An 18,807-nucleotide genomic window follows, 5' to 3' on the forward strand; every position below is an offset into this window, starting at 1 on the left:
GTTGGGCCGGTGGCCGATGACTTCGACGTCGAAGGGTCGGGTCTGCTCGACGGGCTCGAAGGTGACGAGCGCGCCGAGCGCGCCGAGCTGGTCGAGTGGTTGGTGAGCAAAGGCGTCGACGTCGAGGTGATCCGAGAGGCGTTCCTGCCGATGCTGCTCGGCGCGCGTCAGGCGCTCGGCGACGACGGGGTCTACGTCTCCGCGCGCGAAACCAGCGAGAAGACCGGTATCGATCTCGAACTGCTGCAGCGTATTCAACGCGCGATGGGACTGCCTACAGTCGATGACCCCGATGCCAAGGTCTATCTGCGTGCCGATGCCGAAGCCGCGGCGTACGGTCAACGTTTCATCGAGATCGGAATCCTGCCGGACCAGATCATCCAGATCACGCGCGTGCTCGCAGAGGGGCTGTCGAAGGCCGCGGAGGTGATGCGGTACGCCGGGCTGGCTTCGGTGCTCGACCCTGGCGCATCCGAAGTCGTCATCGCCAAGAACGCCGAGGCCCTGGTGCGTACGGCCGATCCGCTGCTCGGTCCGATGATCCAGGACATGTTGCGGTTGCAGTTGCGCCATCTGATGGAGACCGAGGCGATCACCGCGTCAGAGCGCGCGAAGGGTCAACGGCTGCCGGGCGCACGGCTGGTGACGATCGCGTTCGCCGATCTCGTCGGTTTCACCAGACTCGGCGAGGCGGTGCCCCCGGAGGATCTGGAACAGCTCGCCCATCGGCTGTTCGATCTCGCGCATGAGGCGTCCGTCCCGCCCGTGCGGTTCGTCAAGACGATCGGCGACGAGGTGATGCTCGTGAGCCAGGAACCGGTACCCCTGCTCGACGCGGCGCTGACCCTCGTCGAGCAGACCAACGACGACGAGGACTTCCCACGGCTGCGCGTCGGCCTGGCCACCGGAATGGCGGTGAGCCGCACCGGTGACTGGTTCGGCGGGGCGGTGAACCTCGCGAGCCGCATCACCAGCGCCGCGCGGCCCGGCACCGTTCTGGGCTCGGAGTCGACGCGCGACGCCGTCGGGGACGATGAGGGGTTCTCGTTCTCGTTCGCGGGGGCGCGACATCTCAAGGGCATCAAGTCGGATGTGAAGTTGTTCCGCGTGCGGCGGGGAGGCGACTGAACTTGGCAGCGGTTCGAACCATTGTTCGAGGCAGCGAAGGGCCGTGAGACGACCGCTGGCATTTCGAAACGGCTGCTGGCGTAGGTGATCTACGATCCAGGAATGAGCCGCGTCGCAAAAGCCGTGCTGGTCACGCTGTTCGTCGCATCATCCGGGCTGCTCGGTGTGGGTGCGGCGAACGCCCAACCGCCGCAGCCGGCATGCGGCTACACGCTGTCGCCGCCGCAGGTTGTGAACACCGGCGGCGTGAGCAAGGTGACGGCGACGGTCTCGTTCCTCGCTTGCGGCGCGCCGTTCCAGCCGGCGTACAGCGTCGCGTGCGTCCACCAGGCCGGCCATGATTCTCAGGGGCAGTGCACGCAGGCGCGGGGGCCGGCCGCCGCGCAGGTCTTCTTCGAGCCGTATCAGCCGGGCGGGACCTACATCGCGAGCGGGCGCGGCTGCGGCAAGGTCTTTCAGGACGCGCTCGAGCCGAACTGCGACATGCTCGGCCCGATCAACGCGACGCTGTAGATCACCGCGACGCGGTAGCCGAGAACCGGCGCAGCCGAAGGCTGTTGCTCACGACGAACACCGAACTGAATGCCATCGCCGCACCGGCGATCATGGGGTTCAGCAACCCGGCCGCCGCCAACGGCAACGCCGCGACGTTATAAGCGAACGCCCAGAACAGGTTTCCCTTGATCGTCGCCAGCGTCCTGCGAGACAGGCGGATTGCGTCGGGGACCGCGTTCAAGTCGTCGCGGACCAAGGTCAGATCGCTCGCCTCGATCGCGACGTCGGTGCCGCTTCCCATCGCGAGTCCGAGATCAGCCTGGGCGAGGGCCGCCGCGTCGTTGACGCCATCGCCGACCATCGCGACCACCTTGCCGTCAGCTTGCAGGCGCTGAACGGCATCCACCTTGTCCTGCGGCAGTACTTCGGCGACGACATCCTCGATGCCCACCTCCGCGGCGATCGTGCGGGCCGCGGCCTCGTTGTCGCCGGTCACCATGATCGGCTTCAGCCCCAGCGCACGAAGCCGCGAGATCGCTTCGGGTGAGGTCGGTTTGATCGCATCCGCGACCACCAGCACCCCCCGGGCCTCACCGTCCCATCCGACGACGACGGCGGTGCGACCCTGTGACTGCGCCTGCCGCACCGTGACTTTCAGCGACGCGGGAAGCTCGTGCGACGACAGCAGCCGTTGCCGTCCGACGGTCACATCGCGCCCGTCGACCCGTCCGCGCACCCCGAGACCGCGCAGGTTGGTGAAACCTTCCACCGTCGACAGCTCACCCAGCTTCTCCCGCGCGCCTGTCACGATGGCCCTGGCGATCGGATGCTCGGAACCATCCTCGACCGCACCGGCCATCCGTAACACGTCGTCGGGCCGTTCAGCGTCGGCGGCGACGACGTCGATCAACGTCATCCTGCCGGTGGTGATGGTCCCCGTCTTGTCCAACACGATGGTGTCGATCCGCCTGGTCGACTCCAGCACCTCGGGCCCCTTGATCAAGATGCCCAGCTGCGCGCCGCGACCCGTACCGACCATGAGCGCGGTCGGCGTGGCCAACCCCAGCGCGCACGGGCATGCGATGATCAGCACTGCCACCGCCGCGGTGAAGGCCATCGCGGCCGACGCCCCGGTGCCCAACCAGAAGCCCAGAGTCGCAACCGATAGCGCGATCACAACCGGCACGAACACACCCGAGATCCGGTCGGCCAGCCGCTGTGCGTCGGCCTTCCCGCTCTGGGCGTCCTCGACCAGCCGCGCCATCTGGGCAAGCTGCGTGTCGGCGCCGACCCGCTTGGCCCGCACCACGAGTCGGCCGTCGACGTTGACCGTCGCACCCACGACCTCGTCACCGGGTCCGACGTCCACCGGAACCGCTTCGCCAGTCAGCATCGACGCATCCACCGCCGAGGCGCCCTCGACCACGACGCCATCGGCGGCGATCTTCTCACCGGGCCGCACCACGAATTCGTCACCGACACCGAGCTGATCGATCGGAATCCGTTGTTCGCGGCCATCGCTGCGAGTCACGACGTCCTTGGCGCCCAGCTCCAGCAAGGCACGCAGGGCCGCGCCCGCGCGCCGCTTGGAACGCGCTTCGAAATATCGCCCGGCCAGAATGAATGTGGTGACGCCTGCGGCGACCTCGAAGTACACGCTGCCCGAGCCGTCGGTGCGTGACAGCGTCAGCTCGAAGCCATGGGTCATTCCCGGGGTGCCTGCGGTGCCCCAGAACAACGCGTAGACCGACCATCCCAGCGCGGCGAGCGTGCCCATCGAGATCAGCGTGTCCATGGTGGCGCTGCCGTGGCGCAGGTTCGCCCATGCGGCACGGTGGAAGGGCCACGCTCCCCACACCACCACCGGCGCCGTCAGCGTCAGCGAGAGCCACTGCCAGTTCGTGAACTGCAGAGCGGGGATCATCGCCATCGCGATCACCGGAACCGTCAAGGCGAGCGAGACCAGCAGCCGGTGCCGCAGGGTGGCGGTCGGATCGTCTTCGACGGCGGTCGCCTGTTCGGTAGGCAGGTGCGCTTGATACCCGGCGTCTTCGACGGTGGCCACCAACGCCTCCGGGGTCACGTCTGCGCTGTACTGGACGCGCGCCTTCTCGGTGGCGAAGTTGACGGTGGCCGTCACGCCCTCGATCTTGTTGAGCTTGCGCTCGATTCGGTTCGCGCATGACGCACAGGTCATACCGTCGATGGACAGCTCGATCGTGTCAGTGGCCATGGTCGGCCTCGCCGTGGTCGTGGGTAGGGACGTCCTGCTGCGCGGAGGAGGGATCGACCGACACGGTGAACTCGGCTGTGCGCACGACGTCGCGGTGTTGGAAGTCAAGGAAAAGGCGGTACTTCCCGGCGCTGGGGAACGTGGTGTGGAACTCGATCGCCGGGCCCGGGCGGGTACCCGCGTCACCGGGTCCGCCCATCGGATGCACGTGCAGATATGCGAGGTCGGCGGCCCGCAGCGCAACGAGGTGGCCGTAGGCCCCCAAGTACGGCTGCAGGTTGTCGACCGGAATCCCGTTGCGGTGGACGTTGAGCGTAAGAGCCGATGCCTCACCGGCTTTTGGGGTCCCGCTGAGCGTGACGGTGTAGTCGTCGACGGTCGCTGACGTGTCGGCCGCGGGCAGTGGAACGGGGGAGTATGGGCCTGCGACATGCACGTTGGCCCCGAGCGTGAGCGCGGGACCGCCGCTGGGCACGAAGTCGGCGAAGACGCGGTAGTCGCCCGCGCGGCCGAAATCCACGAGAGTCCGCCATGCGCCGCGGTCGTCGAGCACAGGGTGAAGGTGCTGGAAAGCGGACAGGTCGTTGCGGACCACGATCAGGTGCAACAGCTTCTCGTGAGTTTCGTCGAAATTCGTCACCGGAGAACCCTGCTGGTCGAGGATCCTGAACTCCAGAGGAGAGTCTCGGTTCGCCGGCGGGAGCGGTTGTGGCACGTCCAGCGTGTAGCCGCTCTCGGTCACCTCTAAGCCGCCGGGCGCCTCGGTGGGCTGTGCATCTGCGTGCGCGGTGGAGTGCTGCGCGGTAGCGGCATCACCCTCAGGGCCGAACGAGCGGCCGACCCACATCGAGGCTGCGAACACCACCGCGAGCGCGGCGATGAACGCGGCGATCCGAGGGGCGGTCTTCATCAGCTCGCCAACTTATAGCCGGCCTCTTCCACGGCGGCCTTGATGGCGTCGGCCCCGACGGGTGCGTCACTGTCGATGGTCACCGCTCCGCTGGCGACATCCACGTCGACCGCCTTGACGCCCGGGATCTCCCCCAGTTCCTCGCGCACCGATGCGGCGCAGTGTTGGCAGGTCATTCCGGTGACTGTGACAGTGGTGGTAGCCATGGAACCAGCGTACCTGATACCCCCTAGGGGTATTCATTCAGGTGCGCTTCCCGGCCCCGGCGCGGCCACCGTGGCAGCATCGGCATCCATGCGTGTTCTCACCCAACGGGTCACTTCAGCAGCCGTCACGGTGGACGGCGAGGTCGTTGGGGCGATCGAGCCCAAGGGGCAGGGTCTGCTCGCCTTGGTCGGCGTGACGCACGACGACGACGCTGCCAAGGCTCGGCGGATGGCCGAAAAGGTCTGGCAGCTCCGGATTCTCGACGACGAGAAGTCCGCCTCGGATGTCGGCGCCCCGATCTTGGTGGTCAGCCAGTTCACCCTGTACGCGAACACCGTCAAGGGCCGGCGCCCGGCATGGAACGCCGCCGCGCCGCGCGCGACCGCAGAGCCGTTGGTCACCGCGTTCGCCGATGCGCTGCGTGACCTTGGTGCGTCGGTGTCGACCGGCATATTCGGCGCTCACATGCAGGTTCAGCTGGTCAACGACGGCCCGGTGACCGTGCTGCTCGAGCTGTGACTATGTGGTGGCGACCGGCGGTGCGCCTTCCGAGGGCTGCACGATCACGAACCCCTGCCCGTGGAACGCGACCTGGATCGCCTCACCGGAGCCGCGGCCGATGAGCGCGCCGGCCTTGAAGCTGGTCTTGAGCTGAGTCTGGAGATTCGCCGACCACGCCACCACCGCATTGGTGTCGGCGAACGTCGGCGCCTCGGCGGCATTGAGCACCACCGGGGGCCCGTCGGTCGTCAGCGCCACCCAACCGGTTCCGCGCAGCGTGGTGTTGAACAGGCCGCCGGTCGCGATGCTGCCGCCCCGCACGCGTTCGATGTTCCAGTTCAGGTTCGAGGAGAACGCCAGCACGTTCTTGCCGCTGATCGACAAGCCGGAGTTGGTCAGCTGCAGCAGATGCACGTCGTAGCCCCGCTCGGCGAGGAAGACGTCGCCCTGTCCCTGGCAGCGCATCAGCGGCAGCCCTTCACCGGTCAGTGCCTTCTTGATGAACTTCGAGGCACCGCCGCCCTCGAACGCGAAGTCGACGTTGCCCTGGTACGCCACCATCGAGCCCTGCCGCGCCATGAACGGCTCCCCAAGGCGCACCCGCAACATTTTGGTGTTTTGATTGGCGATGGCCTTGGCTTCTTTTTCGCTGAACCGGCCGTCCACCAGATCGCCGCTGATCCCTCCGAAGCCGTCGCCTGCAGGCTGCCCGACCGCCATCGCCTGCGCAGGGGCGGCCTGCTGTGGTGGAGCCTGGCGTGCTGGGGGAGGTCCCCCGAGCGAGGTCAGCGGTGCCCTGCCGACCTGCCCTTGGTGCGACACCTGGTCGGTCCAGTTGTGCCCGTCCCACCAGCGGTACTCATAGCGACCTTCGGGATCGGGTCGCCAGCTTCCGTTGCTCGGTGCTGTCATGGTCTACAAACTAACCGGACGGCCCTCCTGCGGTGAGGTACTTTGCGCGCTGATCCATCGCGCCCGAAACCACTCGACGACTGGCATTCTTGTGCCATGGCAAAGGAAATCGACCGGGTCCGGGCGCAGAGCGCCTTCGCGGTCCTCAAGCAGCATCCGGGCATGGCGCTCTTCGTCGCCTCACCTGCGCTCATCGCGGTCGGGCTGGTGTGGTGGTTGGTGAGCCCGACGCTGGCCGTTCTGCTGTTGATCGCTGCGATCGTCGGCGGCGGCGCGCTGCTGCTGCGCAAGCGCGGCTAGTCACAGACGTCGTCCGGTTTTGTCGGTGTCGATGACCCCTTCTGACCTGGAGCGTTCGCTCTCAGCGAACAGTCACCTCGGAGGGGTGTAACGGTGTAAGCATGTAATCATGCGACACAATATCCATGGCCGGCGCCGCCAAGGCGGCTGGCAACAGGCTCAGCAGCCCGATGCGGGCGACGCCGCCGACTGGTTCGCCGGTCGGCTTCCCGAGAGCTGGTTCGGCGGAGACCCGACGGTGGTGGTCGACCGCGAGGAAATCACCGTCATCGGAAGGCTCGCGGAACCCGAAGGCGACGAGAGCGAGGCCCGCGCATCCGGACGGGCCGCGCGGTTCCGTGAGGAGACCCGCGCCGAACGCATGCGCATCGCCGATGAGGCCGAGGCGCGCTACGGGCGCAAGGTCGCGTGGGGCATCGAGATCGGGGCGCCGGGCGCCGACAACTATGAGCGAATCATGTTCACCAACATGGCCGTTCCGGTGATGACGCGACTGCGCCAACCCGAACGTCAGGTGCTCGACACGCTGGTCGACGCGGGTGTGGCGCGGTCCCGCTCGGATGCGCTGGTGTGGTCGGTGCGGCTGGTCGGTGAGCACGCCGAGGAGTGGCTGGGCAAGCTGCGCGATGCGATGCGCAACGTCGACGAACTGCGGGCCGAGGGACCGAACCTCTAGATTCGCTCCACGCCAACGTATTGCGAACTCAACGCCGCCGTCTGGGACAGCGGGTCCACCGGAGCGCCTTCGACCAACAGGTTGCGGTTCGCACCGTAAGAGACCGGCGCGTCGTGGCCGCGCGGATCGAAAACCCGTGAGCCCCAACCGTGGTCGACGATGATCACCCCTTGACGCGGACGGTCGTCCACCACCGCCGTCAACTCGACCTCGCCGACCGGAGAGAATACCCTGACCAGGTCGCCGTCGCCCACCCCGAGATCGGCCGCGTCCTTCGGGTGAATGATCACGTCGTTGCCCTTACCGGCGGGATGAAGCCCGGGTAAGTCGTTGAGCCACGAGTTCATCGAGTGCCGGTGTCTGCGGTTGGCCAACTGGAACGGATAGCCGACGGGTGCCGCCGGAAGCGGATCGGCGAGCAGTTCGCGGGCCCGCGCGACGAACTCGGGTGGTGCCACGTGCACCTTCTTGTCGTCGGTTCTCAACGCGTCGCGGAAATGCCCGAACTCGCGGGGACCCAACACCCAGCCGTGCGGGTGCGATATGACGTCTCGCCATTTGATCCTGCGCCCGTTGGACTTTCGTGACGTCGCCACGATCAGGCGGTCGATCCAATGCGGTCCGAACTCCAGGGCCGGCCTGCGCGTCACACGCGCCGCGGCCGGCGTTGCCTTGATGAATCCGTTGAGGCCCTTGGCGCCGAACAGCGGTCTGCCCATCGCGATCGCGAGGTCGGTGAAGATGCGCCACTCCTGCCGGACTCCCGGCGGCGGCTCGACGACCTTGGCGCCGTACTGCAGATACGGCTCGTCGTGCATGTTGCTGGTGAACGCGAGCAGGTCGTTGCGCTCGAGCCAGTGGGCCGCGGGCAGCAGCCAGTGTGCATGGCGGTGGCTCTCCCGCTGGACGAAGTCGATCGCGACCAACAGGTCCAGATCGGCCAGGGCACGGTCCAGCTTGTCGCCGTCGGGGCCGGAGATCACGGGGTTGCCGCAGTTGATCAACAGCGCGCGAATCTGACCGTGGCCCGGTGTGGTGATCTCGTCAGGCAACTCGCTGAGTGCGTGTGCGCCCGCGACCATTTCGCGGCCCAGCAGCCGACTGTAGTGCGGCTTGGCCTTGACCATCGCCGACATCCGGATCGCGTCGACGTAGCCGGGTTCGAAGCGACGTCCGCCGGGCCGGTCCATCCGGCCGGTGATCACGTTGAGCACATGCCCGAGCCACTCGGCGACGGTGCCCGCCATGTGCAACGACACCCCGGTGCGCGTGACCACCATGGCCCCGCGCGCTGCGGCGAAGTCGCGGGCAACCCGCTCGATCTGGTCGCGGGGGATGTCGCAGCGGGCGGCGAGTTCGTCGAGGTCGACGTCGGCGACCAGCGCATGCAGATCGCCGACTCCGGTGGCCAGTTCCGCGCAGTCCTGCCGATGTTCGAGACGCTCATCGAGGATGACCTTCACCATCGCCAGCAGCAGCGCCCAGTCCTGCCCCGGACGCACCGGGAGGTGCACGTCGGCCTTCTCGGCGGATTCGGTGCGCAGCGGGTCGACCGCCACGATCGTCGCGCCCTGTTGTTGACGTGCCAGCGCACGTCGCCACCCACCGGGTACCGTCTCGAGCCAATTCCACGCGCTCACAGCGGGGTTCGTGCCGACCAGCAGGAAGTAGTCGCAGTTGTCGACGTCGGACACGGGCACCATCAGCATCGAGCCGTACATCGCCTCCGCGACGACGTGCATCGCGTTCTGGTCGACCGAGCCCACGGCGTAGCGGTTCTGGGTCCCGAGCGCGTCCAGCCAGCCGTTCATGAAGATGACGTTGGACGAGGAGAAACCCGCAGGGTTGCCGTAGTAGACACCGACTGCGTCGGGTCCGCCCGCCTCGATCGCGGCGTTCATCCTGGCGGCGATGTCGGCGATGGCCTCGTCCCAGGTGGCCTCCACGTAGGAATCGCCGACGCGGCGCATGGGGTTGAGGATCCGGCGCGGATGCTCGACGAGCCTGTGTGCGGTGCGGCCCTTGGCGCAGAAGTCCCGCCAGCTGTGCGGATTCTGCTTGTCGGCGGCGATCTTCGTGACGCGGTTGTCCTCGACCGTCACCTCGAGTCCGCAGGAGGCCAGACAGATCCGGCAGAACGTGTAGACCGTTTCGCTCATCGCCTTGAGCGTACGACGCTTAGGCCTGCGTCATGGACCAATAAGCGCCATGCTTAGCGACCAACTCCGCATGGGTGCCGCGTTCGACGATCTCGCCCGCGTCCATCACCACGATGCGGTCGGCGTCCCGGATGGTCGACAGCCGGTGGGCGATGATGAAACTCGTTCGGTCGCGGCGTAACTCGGCCATCGCCTGCTGGATCAGCAGCTCGGTGCGGGTATCCACCGAGCTGGTCGCCTCGTCGAGGATCAGCAGGCTGGGCTGGGCCAGCACCGCGCGCGCGATTGTGATGAGCTGTTTTTCGCCGGCGCTGATGGAGGCGCCGTCGTCGCTGACGTGGGTCTGATAGCCGTTGGGAAGCATGTGGACGAACCGGTCGACGTATGCCGCCTTGGCCGCCGCGATCACCTCGTCCTCGGAGGCATCAGGTCTGCCGTAGGCGATGTTCTCGAAGATGGTGCCCGCGAACAGCCAGGTGTCCTGGAGCACCATCCCGATGCGGGACCGCAGCGAGTCCCTGCTGACCGTCGAGATGTCCACGCCGTCAACCAGGACCCTGCCGGAGTCGACGTCGTAGAACCGCATCAGCAGGTTCACCAGCGTGGTCTTACCCGCGCCCGTCGGCCCGACGATCGCCACCGTGCTGCCGGGTTCGGCAATCAGCGACAGATTCCGGATCACCGGGGTGTCGGGGTGGTAGCCGAACGTGACGTCCTCGAACTCCACCCGACCGGCCTGCCCGCCCGTTCCCGGCTTCACGACCGGTAGCCGGTCCGCGGGATCGGGCGCCTCCTCTTCCGCGTCGAGAAGGTCGAAAACCCGCTCCGCACTGGCCACACCGGACTGCAGCGTGTTGTACATGCCCGCGACCTGCGTCAGCGGCTGGTTGAACTGGCGGACGTACTGGATGAACGCCTGGATACTGCCCAGCGTGATCTGGCCCGTGGCCACCTGCAACCCGCCGACCACGGCGACCGCGACATAGCTCAGGTTGCCGATGAACGTGGTGGCCGGCCCGACCAGACCGGAGAAGAACTGGGCGCCGAAGGCGGCGTGATACACGTCGTCGTTGCACTCGCGGAACCGCTCCTGCGCCGCGGCACGGTGACCGAAGGTCTTGACGATCGTGAAGCCGCTGTAGGTCTCCTCGATGTGGGCGTTGAGCCTGCCGGTGTTCGCCCATTGCGCGACGAACAGTCGCTGCGACCGGCGCGCGATGGCCCGGGTCGCCCACAGCGACAGCGGCACCGTCACCACGGTCAGCAGTGTCAGAAGCGGTGAAATGGTCAACATCATCACCAGCACCGAGAACACCGTCAGCACGGACGTCAACAGCTGGCTGATGGTCATCGACAACGAGCCCTGGATGTTGTCGACGTCGTTGGTCACCCTGCTGAGCACCTCGCCGCGTTGACGAGAGTCGAAATACGACAGCGGCATTCGATGCAGCTTGTCCTCGACGTCGGAGCGCAGCCTGGCCATGGTGCGCTGCACCGCGACGTTGAGGAGCAGGGCCTGCAACCACACCATCAATGCGGCGACGAGATACAGCCCCAACGCGAGCAGCAGGGTCCGCCCGACGGCCTCGAAGTCGACACCTCGCCCCGGGACGACGTTCATCCCCGACAGCAGATCGGCGAAGGTGCTGTCACCACGGGCGCGGGCGGCGTCGATGGCCTGCTCCTTGGTGATCCCCGCGGGCAGCGCACGGCCGACGACGCCGTTGAACAGAAGATCGGTGGCGTGCCCCAGTATTCGCGGGCCGATGACGCTGATCGCGATGCCCGCGACGCCCAGGAGTATGACGCACGCGGTCAGGCCGCGTTGCGGTGTCAGCCGCTTGACCAAGCGGATCGCCGAACCCTTGAAGTCGCGCGAGCGTTGGGTCGGGGCCTGCATCACGCCGCGGATCGGCCGGCCCATCGGGCCGGTCACTGGGTGTCCCCGACGATGGCGAGCGACTGGGAGTCGGCGAACTCGGCGTACTGCGGGCAGTCCCTCAGCAGGGTTTCGTGAGTGCCGACGCCGACGATCCGGCCGTCGTCGATCACCACGATCTGATCTGCCTCGATCACCGTGGAGATGCGCTGGGCGACAACGATGACCGTCGCTTCTGCCGACGCCTCACGCAGCGCAGAGCGCACGCGGGCGTCGGTGTGCACGTCGAGTGCGGAGAACGCGTCGTCGAACAGATACACCGCGGGTCGGCGGATCACCGCCCGGGCGATGGCCAGCCGCTGACGCTGTCCGCCCGAAAAATTAGCCCCGCCCTGCGCGACCTTCATGTCCAGGCCGTCGGGGTGGGCGCGCACGAAGTCGTCGGCCGCGGCCACCCGCAGCGCGGCCCACATCTCCTCGTCGGTGGCATCCGATTTGCCGTACCGCAGATTGTCAGCGACGGTGCCCGAGAACAGGTATCCACGCTGCGGCACCAGGCCGAGCACCGACCACAGCTGCTCGGGGTCGTAGTCGCGTACGTCGACGCCGTCGAGATACACCGAACCGCTCGTCGCGTCGTACATCCGGCAGATCAGCGACACCAGCGTCGACTTGCCCGACCCGGTGGAGCCGACCACCGCCGTCGTTGTACCCGAGCGTGCCGTCAGCGAAATATCCTGCAGTACAGGTCGTTCAGCGCCGGGATAGCTGAATGTCGCGGCCTCCAACCGGATCTCGCCCCGGATCCTCGACGGCCGCACCGGGTCTTCGGGGCTGACGATGTGCGGTGCGACCGAAAGCACCTCGGAGATCCGCTCAGCACACACCGACGCACGCGGGATGATGACGAGAATGAACGTGGCCAGCAGGACCGCCATCAGTATCTGCATGAAATAGGCCAGGAACGCGATCAGCGAACCCACCTGCATCTGCCCGGCGTCGATCCGCAGCCCACCGAACCAGATCAACGCGACGCTCGAGACGTTGATCACCAGTGTCGTCGTGGGCAGCATCAGCGCCTGCCACCGTCCGGCTTCGAGCGCGGTGACGGCCAGCGCGTGGTTGGCTTCGGCGAACCGGTTGCGTTCGAACGGTTCTCGGGCGAACGCGCGGATCACACGCAGGCCGGTGAGTTGGTCGCGCATCACCCGGTTGATGTCGTCGACCATTCGTTGCATGCGGCGGAAGATCGGAAGCAGGTGACGCACGATCCAGTAGTTGGCCAGGGCCAGGATCGGCACGCTCACCAACAGCAGCCAGGACAGCCCGGCGTCCTGATGCAGCGCCATGAAGATTCCGCCGATCGACATGATCGGCGCGGTGACCAGCATGGTGCAGGTCAGCTGCACCAGCAGTTGGATCTGCTGGACGTCGTTGGTGGTGCGGGTGAGCAGCGACGGTGCCCCGAAGCGTGCAGCGTCCTCGGCCGAGAACCCGGTCACGTGGTTGAACATCGCCGCGCGCAGGTCGCGGCCGACGCCCATGCCCGCCCGCGAGCCGAAGTACACCGCCCCCACCGCGCACACCACCTGCAGTGCGGTGACCGCCAGCATCACACCGCCGAGTTCGACGATCCGGCGCAGGTTCCCGACCGCGACGCCGTCGTCGATGATCGCGGCGTTGACCGTCGGCAGGTACAGCGAGGCGAGCGTGCTGACCAATTGCAGCGTGGCGACGGTGGCGAGCAGCGCCCGATATGGCCGCGCGTACTGTCGCAGCAGCGCCCATAGCATCCCGTTACTGTCGCACATCCGATATATGTGCAGGTCAACCGGCATGTCGGTGGTTGACCTCCAGAGCTGCCGCTACAGTGCATGGCGTGACTCACAGCACGCGCGTGACCCGCTGCCTGGCCCTCGCGGCGGCGGTGGTCATTCCGCTGTCCGCATGCTCGGATTCCGAACCCGCAGGCCCGCAAGTGCCCGAGGACACCACAGCTCCCACGGAGAACGTCTCGCACGGCCCGTTCTTCCCCCAATGCGGCGGCATCAGCGACCAGGAGGTCATCAAGCAGACCCGGATTCCCGGGCTGATCAACACCGCCAAGACCTCCGTCGGATGTCAGTGGCTGGCCGGTGGCAGCATCCTGGGTCCGCACTTCTCGTTCACCTGGTTCCGCGGCAGCCCGATCGGGCGTGAACGCAAGACCATGGAACTGTCGCGCACCGCGGTCGAAGACATCAGCATCGAAGGCCACGACGGGTTCATCGGGTACAGCGAGGACCCGATCAACGGCGTCAACCTCTGCGAGATCGGCATCCAGTTCGACGACGACTTCATCGAGTGGTCGGTCAGCTACGGCGCGAAGCCGTTCCCGGATCCGTGCGAGGTGGCCAAGGAACTGACCCGCCAATCGATTGTGAACTCCGAATGAGAACCGCGCCCGCTCGTCGGCTGATCGCGGGCATGGTCGCCGTGCTCGCTTCGTTGTCCGTGCTCACCGGTTGCACCCAGACGGTCGAAGGCACGGCGGCCAAATCGGGGACGGGCGGCGGACCGCGCAACGAAGACTCCGAGCGCCAGTACCCGAACCTGCTCAAGGAGTGCGAGGTGCTGACCGAAGACATCCTCGCCGAGACCGTCGGCGCCGACCCCCTCGACATCCAGAGCACGTTCGTCGGTGCGGTGTGCCGCTGGCAGGCGGCCAACCCCGGTGGCCTCATCGACATCACCAGATTCTGGTTCGAACAGGGCGATCTGGACCACGAGCGCGAGGTGGCCCAGCGACTGGACTATCGGATCGAAGACCGCAGGGTCGCTGGGATCCAGTCCATCGTGATGCGGCCGAACGATCCGAACGGGGCGTGCGGTGTGGCCAGCGACGCGGCCGGGGTGGTCGGCTGGTGGATCAACCCGCAGTCGCCGGGGATGGACGCCTGCGGAATGGCGATCAAGCTGATGGAGTTGACGCTCGCCACCCGCGCGTAGCTTCGCCGGCTAGCGCGGCACGTGGAAGGTGACCAGCGCGGCGCCGTCGAGGGTGAGCCGGTCCCACGGTTCGCCGGTGCGCAACACCGCGATGGACGACGTCGGGAACTTCAGCGAGATCTGTTCGGCCGCACCGATGTTGCTGCCGTCCACGGTGGCCAGGCCGAGCGCGACACCCGACATCGCCGGCTCGTGGCCGATCACCAGCAGGGTGCTGACCTCGAAGTCGAAGTGTGACCGGACCCGGTTGATCTCGTCGATCACCGTGCCCGGAGTCGCGTCGTAGAGGCGATCGCGGTACTCGACGGGCGCGGCGATGCGGGCGCGTGCAAGCGTCTCGCGGGTTCGGGTCGCGGTGGAACACAACACGGCGTCGACGGCGGGCGCGTGGGCGCGCAGCCAGTCGCCGGCCAACCCGGCCTCGCGCACGCCCCTCGGCGCCAGCGGGCGATCGTGGTCGCCGACCCCCGGCGGGTAGTCCGACTTGGCGTGCCGGAGCAACAGCAGCGTGCGGTACCGGTCGGTCACCGGACTAACGGTAAGGCATGCCGCCGCACCTCCCGGGACTTGTCGGCGTGCCGCCCTACACTCGCGGTGCCCGGCAAACACACCAGGGGAAGGGGGCGCTGAGATGCGATTCGTGCACACCGCCGACTGGCAACTCGGGATGACGCGATACTTCCTCAATGGTGAGGCGCAGCCCCGTTATTCGGCAGCGCGCCGCGACGCGGTGGCCGAGCTGGGACGGGTGGCCGCCGACACCGGTGCGGAGTTCGTCGTCGTCGCCGGCGACGTCTTCGAGCACAACCAGCTCGCGCCACGCGACATCAGCCAGTCGCTCGAGGCCATGCGCACCATCGGCGTTCCCGTCTACCTGCTGCCGGGCAACCACGACCCGCTCGACGCCTCGTCGGTCTACACAAGCCCGCTGTTCGTCGCCGAGTGCCCCGACAACGTGTCGGTCCTCGACCGCGCCGGTGTGCACGAGGTGCGGCCCGGCCTCGAACTGGTCGCGGCGCCGTGGACCTCGAAGGCGCCGTCGTCGGACCCCGTTGCGGGCGTGCTCGAGGGTCTTTCCGCCGACGGGGTGACGCGGGTCGTCGTCGGCCACGGCGGTGTGGACATCTTCGTGCCGGACAAGGAGCGGCCGTCGCTGATTCGGCTGGCGGCGCTGGAGGCGGCCGTCGATCGGGGCGCCGCGCACTATGTGGCTCTGGGCGACAAGCACTCTCGGATGCAGGTCGGGTCCACCGGGCGGATCTGGTATTCCGGGTCGCCGGAGGTCACCAACTACGACGACATCGAAACGGACCCGGGCCATGTGCTGATCGTCGACATCGACGAGGACGACCCGGCCCGTCCGGTGACCGTCGAACCGCGGAAGGTGGGCCGCTGGCGGTTCGTCACGCTGCGCCGCGGAGTGGACAGCGACCGCGACGTCGCGGACCTGGACATCAACCTGGATCTGTTGCCGGACAAGGAACGCACCGTGGTCCGGCTCGCGTTGACCGGATCGTTGACGGTCACCGACAAGGCCGCCCTCGACACCTGCCTGGACAAGTACGCCCGACTCTTCGCCGCGTTGAGGGTGGACGACAAGCAGAGCGACATCGCGGTCGTTCCCGCCGACGGCGAGTTCGACGACCTCGGCATCGGCGGCTTCGCCGCATCGGCCGTCGACGAACTGGTCGCGACCGCACGCTCGGACGGCGAGGCGGCCGATGACGCCCGAGCGGCCCTGGCGTTGCTGCTGCGGCTGTCGGATCGGGGTGTGGCGTGAAACTGCACCGTTTGGTCCTCACCAATTACCGAGGTATCACCCGCCGGGCGATCGAATTTCCCGACCACGGCGTGGTGATCGTCAGCGGGGCGAACGAGATCGGCAAGTCGTCGATGATCGAGGCGCTGGACCTGCTGATCGAAGCCAAGGACCGGTCGGGGAAAAAAGAGGTCAAAGAGGTCAAGCCGACGCATGCCGACGTCGGTGCCGAGGTCGAGGCCGAAATCTCGACCGGCCCATATCGTTTCGTGTACCGCAAGCGCTTTCACAAACGCTTCGAGACCGAGCTGACGATTGTGGAGCCACGCCGCGAACAGTTCACCGGCGACGAGGCGCACGACCGCGTTCGGGCCATGCTCGACGAGACCGTCGACACGTGCCTGTGGCAGGCCCAGCGGGTGCTGCAGTCCGGGTCGACGGCGGCGGTGGACCTGTCCGGATGTGACGCGCTGTCACGTGCGCTCGACGTGGCTGCCGGTGAGGCCGTGCAACTTTCGGGTGCCGAACCGCTGCTGGTCGACCGCGTCGAAGACGAATACCTGCGTTACTTCACCCGCACCGGCAGGCCCACGGGTGAATGGGCCGCTGCCGTCAACCGATTGCGAACGGCCGAGGAGGTGTTGGCCGAGGCGGCGGCCGCCGTGGCGCAGGTTGACGACGCCGTCCGCAGGCACGCCACGCTCACCGACGAACTGGGCCGGCTGGCCGCACAGCGCGCTGACGCGGCGAAGCAGGTCGCCATTGCGCAGAACGCCGCCGACGAGGTGGCCGCGCTGAGGGGACAGCTCAAGGAAGCCGAGCTGGTTCTCGCGGCGGCACAGGCCAACCACGACACGTCGCGTACCGCGGTCGAGGAGCGGCGCCGCCTGCGTGCGGACATCGAGCAGCGGACCGCCGCGATGGCCGACCTCGAGACCGCGGCGGCCCAGGCCGGCGAGAACCAGTCGACGGCCGCCGAGGTGGCCGAGCTCGCCGAGGCCGCCGCCGAGCAGGCGCGGAAAGCGTTGGCGGACATTCAGTCCCGAGTCGAAGCGGCGCGCAGCGCCGTTCAACGCCTTGCCGACCGCGACGAGGCCGATCGCATCACCGCGCAACTGTCGAAGATCGAGACCGCTCAGCGTGAACTCGACCGCGTGCAGGACGAACTCGCCGAGGTTCGGGTGACCGGTGAGAGAATGCGGGCCATCGAATACGCCAAAGCGACGGTCGACGCCGTGGCGGCACAGGTCGAGCTGGCGTCGGCGCACATCGAGCTGATCGCGACGGCCGCCGTCGAGGTACGCGTCGGAGACCAGGCGATCGCCCTCGGCGCCGGCGAGGCGTGGACGGCCAGCGTCAGCGCCGAGACCGCCGTCGAGGTGCCGGACCTGCTGATCGCTCGGCTGGTGCCCGGCACGCCCGCCTCGCAGACACAAGCCAAACTCGATGCGGCACAAGATGTGTTGGCGTCGGCGCTGACGGTGTGCGGCGTCGACGACGTCGCCGAGGCACGCGCCCTCGATCAGCGGCGGCAGGAGTTGATCACCACCCGGGACCGGCTGGGCGCGAGGGTCGAGGCGCTGACGGGCGACGAACCGGCCGACCGGCTCAGCGCGCGGCTTGCTGACCTCAAGGCGCGTCAGCCGGAGGTGGCCGAACTGTTCGATATCGACGCCGACGCAGCCCGCGCCGAACTCGACGCGGCGAGCGCCGCGCAGAAGCAGGCGATCGCCGATTGTGAAAAGCAGCGCAAGGTCGCCGAGGAGGCCGCTAAGCGGTTGGGGGAGTGCAACACCCGGTCGACTGTGTTGCACGAGAAGTTGGTCGGTGCGCAGTCCGAGCTCGCGTTTGCCCGGGAGCGGTTGGAGGGGCAGCGCGCCACTGTCGGTGACGACGAGCTGGCGGTGCGGGCTCAGGCGCATGCCGACGAAGCGCTGCGGGCCACGGCGCTGGTCGAGGAATTGAGCCAGGAGCTGGCCCGCGCCGAGCCCGACGCCGTGGCCGTGGCTCTTCAGGAGGCGACGCGCCGGGCCGACGCCCTGTCGGCCGGGTACGACCAGATGGCTGAGGAGTTGCGGGAGGTCAGCACGCGGCTGACGGTGTACGGCACCGAAGGCCGCAAGGGCAAGCTCGACGAGGCGGCGACGGAGCGGGAGCACGCCCTCGCCGAATACGAAAGAGTGCAGCGCCGCGCGCGGGCCGCGGAGCTGTTGCGGTCGGTGATCGCTAGGCACCGCGACTCCACCCGGCTGCGTTACGTCGAGCCGTTCCGCGGCGAAGTGGAGCGGTTGGGCCGCATGGTGTTCGGGGACAGCTTCGAAGTGGAAGTCGACAGTGCGCTACGGATCTGCACCCGTACGCTGTCGGGCCGCACCGTGCCATACGACTCGCTGTCCGGTGGGGCCAAGGAACAACTCGGCATCGTGGCGCGACTGGCCAGCGCGGCGCTGGTGGCCAAGGAGGACAGCGTGCCGGTGGTCATCGACGACGCGCTCGGATTCACCGATCCCGACCGCCTGGTCAAGATGGGTGCGGTGTTCAACGCGGTGGGCGGCGACGGGCAGGTCATCGTGCTGACGTGCAGCCCGCAGCGGTACGCGGCCGTCGACGGAGCCCAGCACATCGCGCTCACGGCATAGCCGCATCCGTGTACGGACCGG

General features: G+C 67.7%; 17 protein-coding genes. 9 read left to right on the forward strand and 8 right to left on the reverse strand.

The genetic code is table 11. The features are described 5' to 3' along the window. Positions 1–9 precede the first annotated feature (9 nt). The gene (locus A5759_RS04355; RefSeq protein ID WP_068194350.1) at positions 10–1,128 is read left to right on the forward strand and encodes an adenylate/guanylate cyclase domain-containing protein; all 1,119 of its coding nucleotides are present in this window, start codon (positions 10–12) and stop codon (positions 1,126–1,128) included. A 102-nt stretch (positions 1,129–1,230) separates the two neighbouring features. Then, a complete protein-coding gene (locus A5759_RS04360; RefSeq protein ID WP_068194353.1) occupies positions 1,231–1,641 on the forward strand; it encodes a hypothetical protein in 411 nt (136 codons plus the stop codon). Position 1,642: 1 nt separating this feature from the next. On the opposite strand, the gene A5759_RS04365 is transcribed toward A5759_RS04360, so the two are convergent. Genes A5759_RS04365 through A5759_RS04375 form a run of 3 tightly spaced genes read right to left on the reverse strand, consistent with a single transcriptional unit; the run spans position 1,643 to position 4,972 of the window. Beyond that, positions 1,643–3,856: a cation-translocating P-type ATPase gene (locus tag A5759_RS04365; protein ID WP_068194356.1), complete on the reverse strand. Its 2,214-nt coding sequence runs from the start codon at positions 3,854–3,856 to the stop codon at positions 1,643–1,645. After that, positions 3,846–4,766 (reverse strand): hypothetical protein, encoded by a 921-nt coding sequence (locus A5759_RS04370; protein ID WP_068194357.1) that lies wholly within the window; start codon positions 4,764–4,766, stop codon positions 3,846–3,848. Before A5759_RS04370 ends, A5759_RS04365 begins: the two co-directional genes overlap by 11 nt. Further along, the gene (locus A5759_RS04375) at positions 4,766–4,972 is read right to left on the reverse strand and encodes a heavy-metal-associated domain-containing protein (protein ID WP_068194358.1); all 207 of its coding nucleotides are present in this window, start codon (positions 4,970–4,972) and stop codon (positions 4,766–4,768) included. Before A5759_RS04375 ends, A5759_RS04370 begins: the two co-directional genes overlap by 1 nt. Before the next feature lie 88 nt (positions 4,973–5,060). Here A5759_RS04375 and dtd point away from each other — a divergent pair, with 88 nt between their 5' ends. After that, entirely contained in the window at positions 5,061–5,492 is a 432-nt protein-coding gene (dtd, locus tag A5759_RS04380; RefSeq protein WP_064396348.1) for a D-aminoacyl-tRNA deacylase, read from the forward strand. On the opposite strand, the gene A5759_RS04385 is transcribed toward dtd, so the two are convergent. After that, positions 5,493–6,386: an AIM24 family protein gene (locus A5759_RS04385; protein WP_064418845.1), complete on the reverse strand. Its 894-nt coding sequence runs from the start codon at positions 6,384–6,386 to the stop codon at positions 5,493–5,495. Between the two features lie 96 nt (positions 6,387–6,482). Here A5759_RS04385 and A5759_RS04390 point away from each other — a divergent pair, with 96 nt between their 5' ends. Together A5759_RS04390 and A5759_RS04395 are read left to right on the forward strand one after the other, a co-directional pair. Then, positions 6,483–6,686, forward strand: coding sequence for a hypothetical protein (locus A5759_RS04390; RefSeq protein WP_068194359.1), 204 nt, complete (start codon positions 6,483–6,485; stop codon positions 6,684–6,686). 109 nt (positions 6,687–6,795) lie between these two features. After that, positions 6,796–7,362, forward strand: a complete 567-nt coding sequence (locus A5759_RS04395; protein WP_068194362.1) for a hypothetical protein — start codon at positions 6,796–6,798, stop codon at positions 7,360–7,362. Here A5759_RS04395 and A5759_RS04400 read toward each other — a convergent pair. The 3 genes from A5759_RS04400 to A5759_RS04410 are packed head-to-tail and all read right to left on the reverse strand — an operon-like array spanning position 7,359 to position 13,193. Continuing rightward, positions 7,359–9,521: a molybdopterin-dependent oxidoreductase gene (locus A5759_RS04400; protein ID WP_068194366.1), complete on the reverse strand. Its 2,163-nt coding sequence runs from the start codon at positions 9,519–9,521 to the stop codon at positions 7,359–7,361. The two genes, A5759_RS04395 and A5759_RS04400, sit on opposite strands and share 4 nt — an antisense overlap. A 19-nt stretch (positions 9,522–9,540) precedes the next feature. Then, positions 9,541–11,445 carry an ABC transporter ATP-binding protein gene (locus A5759_RS04405; protein WP_068194513.1) on the reverse strand — a complete coding sequence of 635 codons (1,905 nt, stop codon included), beginning with the start codon at positions 11,443–11,445 and terminating at the stop codon, positions 9,541–9,543. Between the two features lie 8 nt (positions 11,446–11,453). Beyond that, positions 11,454–13,193, reverse strand: coding sequence for an ABC transporter ATP-binding protein (locus tag A5759_RS04410; RefSeq protein WP_068194369.1), 1,740 nt, complete (start codon positions 13,191–13,193; stop codon positions 11,454–11,456). A gap of 77 nt (positions 13,194–13,270) precedes the next feature. Between A5759_RS04410 and A5759_RS04415 the strand changes: the two genes are divergently transcribed. Beyond that, positions 13,271–13,834, forward strand: a complete 564-nt coding sequence (locus A5759_RS04415; protein ID WP_066842526.1) for a DUF3558 domain-containing protein — start codon at positions 13,271–13,273, stop codon at positions 13,832–13,834. Further along, positions 13,831–14,388 (forward strand): DUF3558 domain-containing protein, encoded by a 558-nt coding sequence (locus tag A5759_RS04420; protein WP_068194371.1) that lies wholly within the window; start codon positions 13,831–13,833, stop codon positions 14,386–14,388. Before A5759_RS04415 ends, A5759_RS04420 begins: the two co-directional genes overlap by 4 nt. A gap of 9 nt (positions 14,389–14,397) precedes the next feature. On the opposite strand, the gene A5759_RS04425 is transcribed toward A5759_RS04420, so the two are convergent. Continuing rightward, positions 14,398–14,916: a histidine phosphatase family protein gene (locus A5759_RS04425; protein WP_068194372.1), complete on the reverse strand. Its 519-nt coding sequence runs from the start codon at positions 14,914–14,916 to the stop codon at positions 14,398–14,400. 103 nt (positions 14,917–15,019) lie between these two features. Here A5759_RS04425 and A5759_RS04430 point away from each other — a divergent pair, with 103 nt between their 5' ends. Both A5759_RS04430 and A5759_RS04435 read left to right on the forward strand, forming a co-directional pair. Beyond that, positions 15,020–16,168 carry an exonuclease SbcCD subunit D gene (locus A5759_RS04430; protein WP_068194374.1) on the forward strand — a complete coding sequence of 383 codons (1,149 nt, stop codon included), beginning with the start codon at positions 15,020–15,022 and terminating at the stop codon, positions 16,166–16,168. Beyond that, complete coding sequence (locus tag A5759_RS04435; protein WP_068194376.1) at positions 16,165–18,786, forward strand: AAA family ATPase; 2,622 nt, start codon at positions 16,165–16,167, stop codon at positions 18,784–18,786. Before A5759_RS04430 ends, A5759_RS04435 begins: the two co-directional genes overlap by 4 nt. The last annotated feature ends 21 nt before the right edge of the window (positions 18,787–18,807 follow it).

The organism is Mycobacterium sp. 852014-52144_SCH5372336, from assembly GCF_001665615.1.
Taxonomy (GTDB): Bacteria; Actinomycetota; Actinomycetes; order Mycobacteriales; family Mycobacteriaceae; genus Mycobacterium; species Mycobacterium neumannii_A.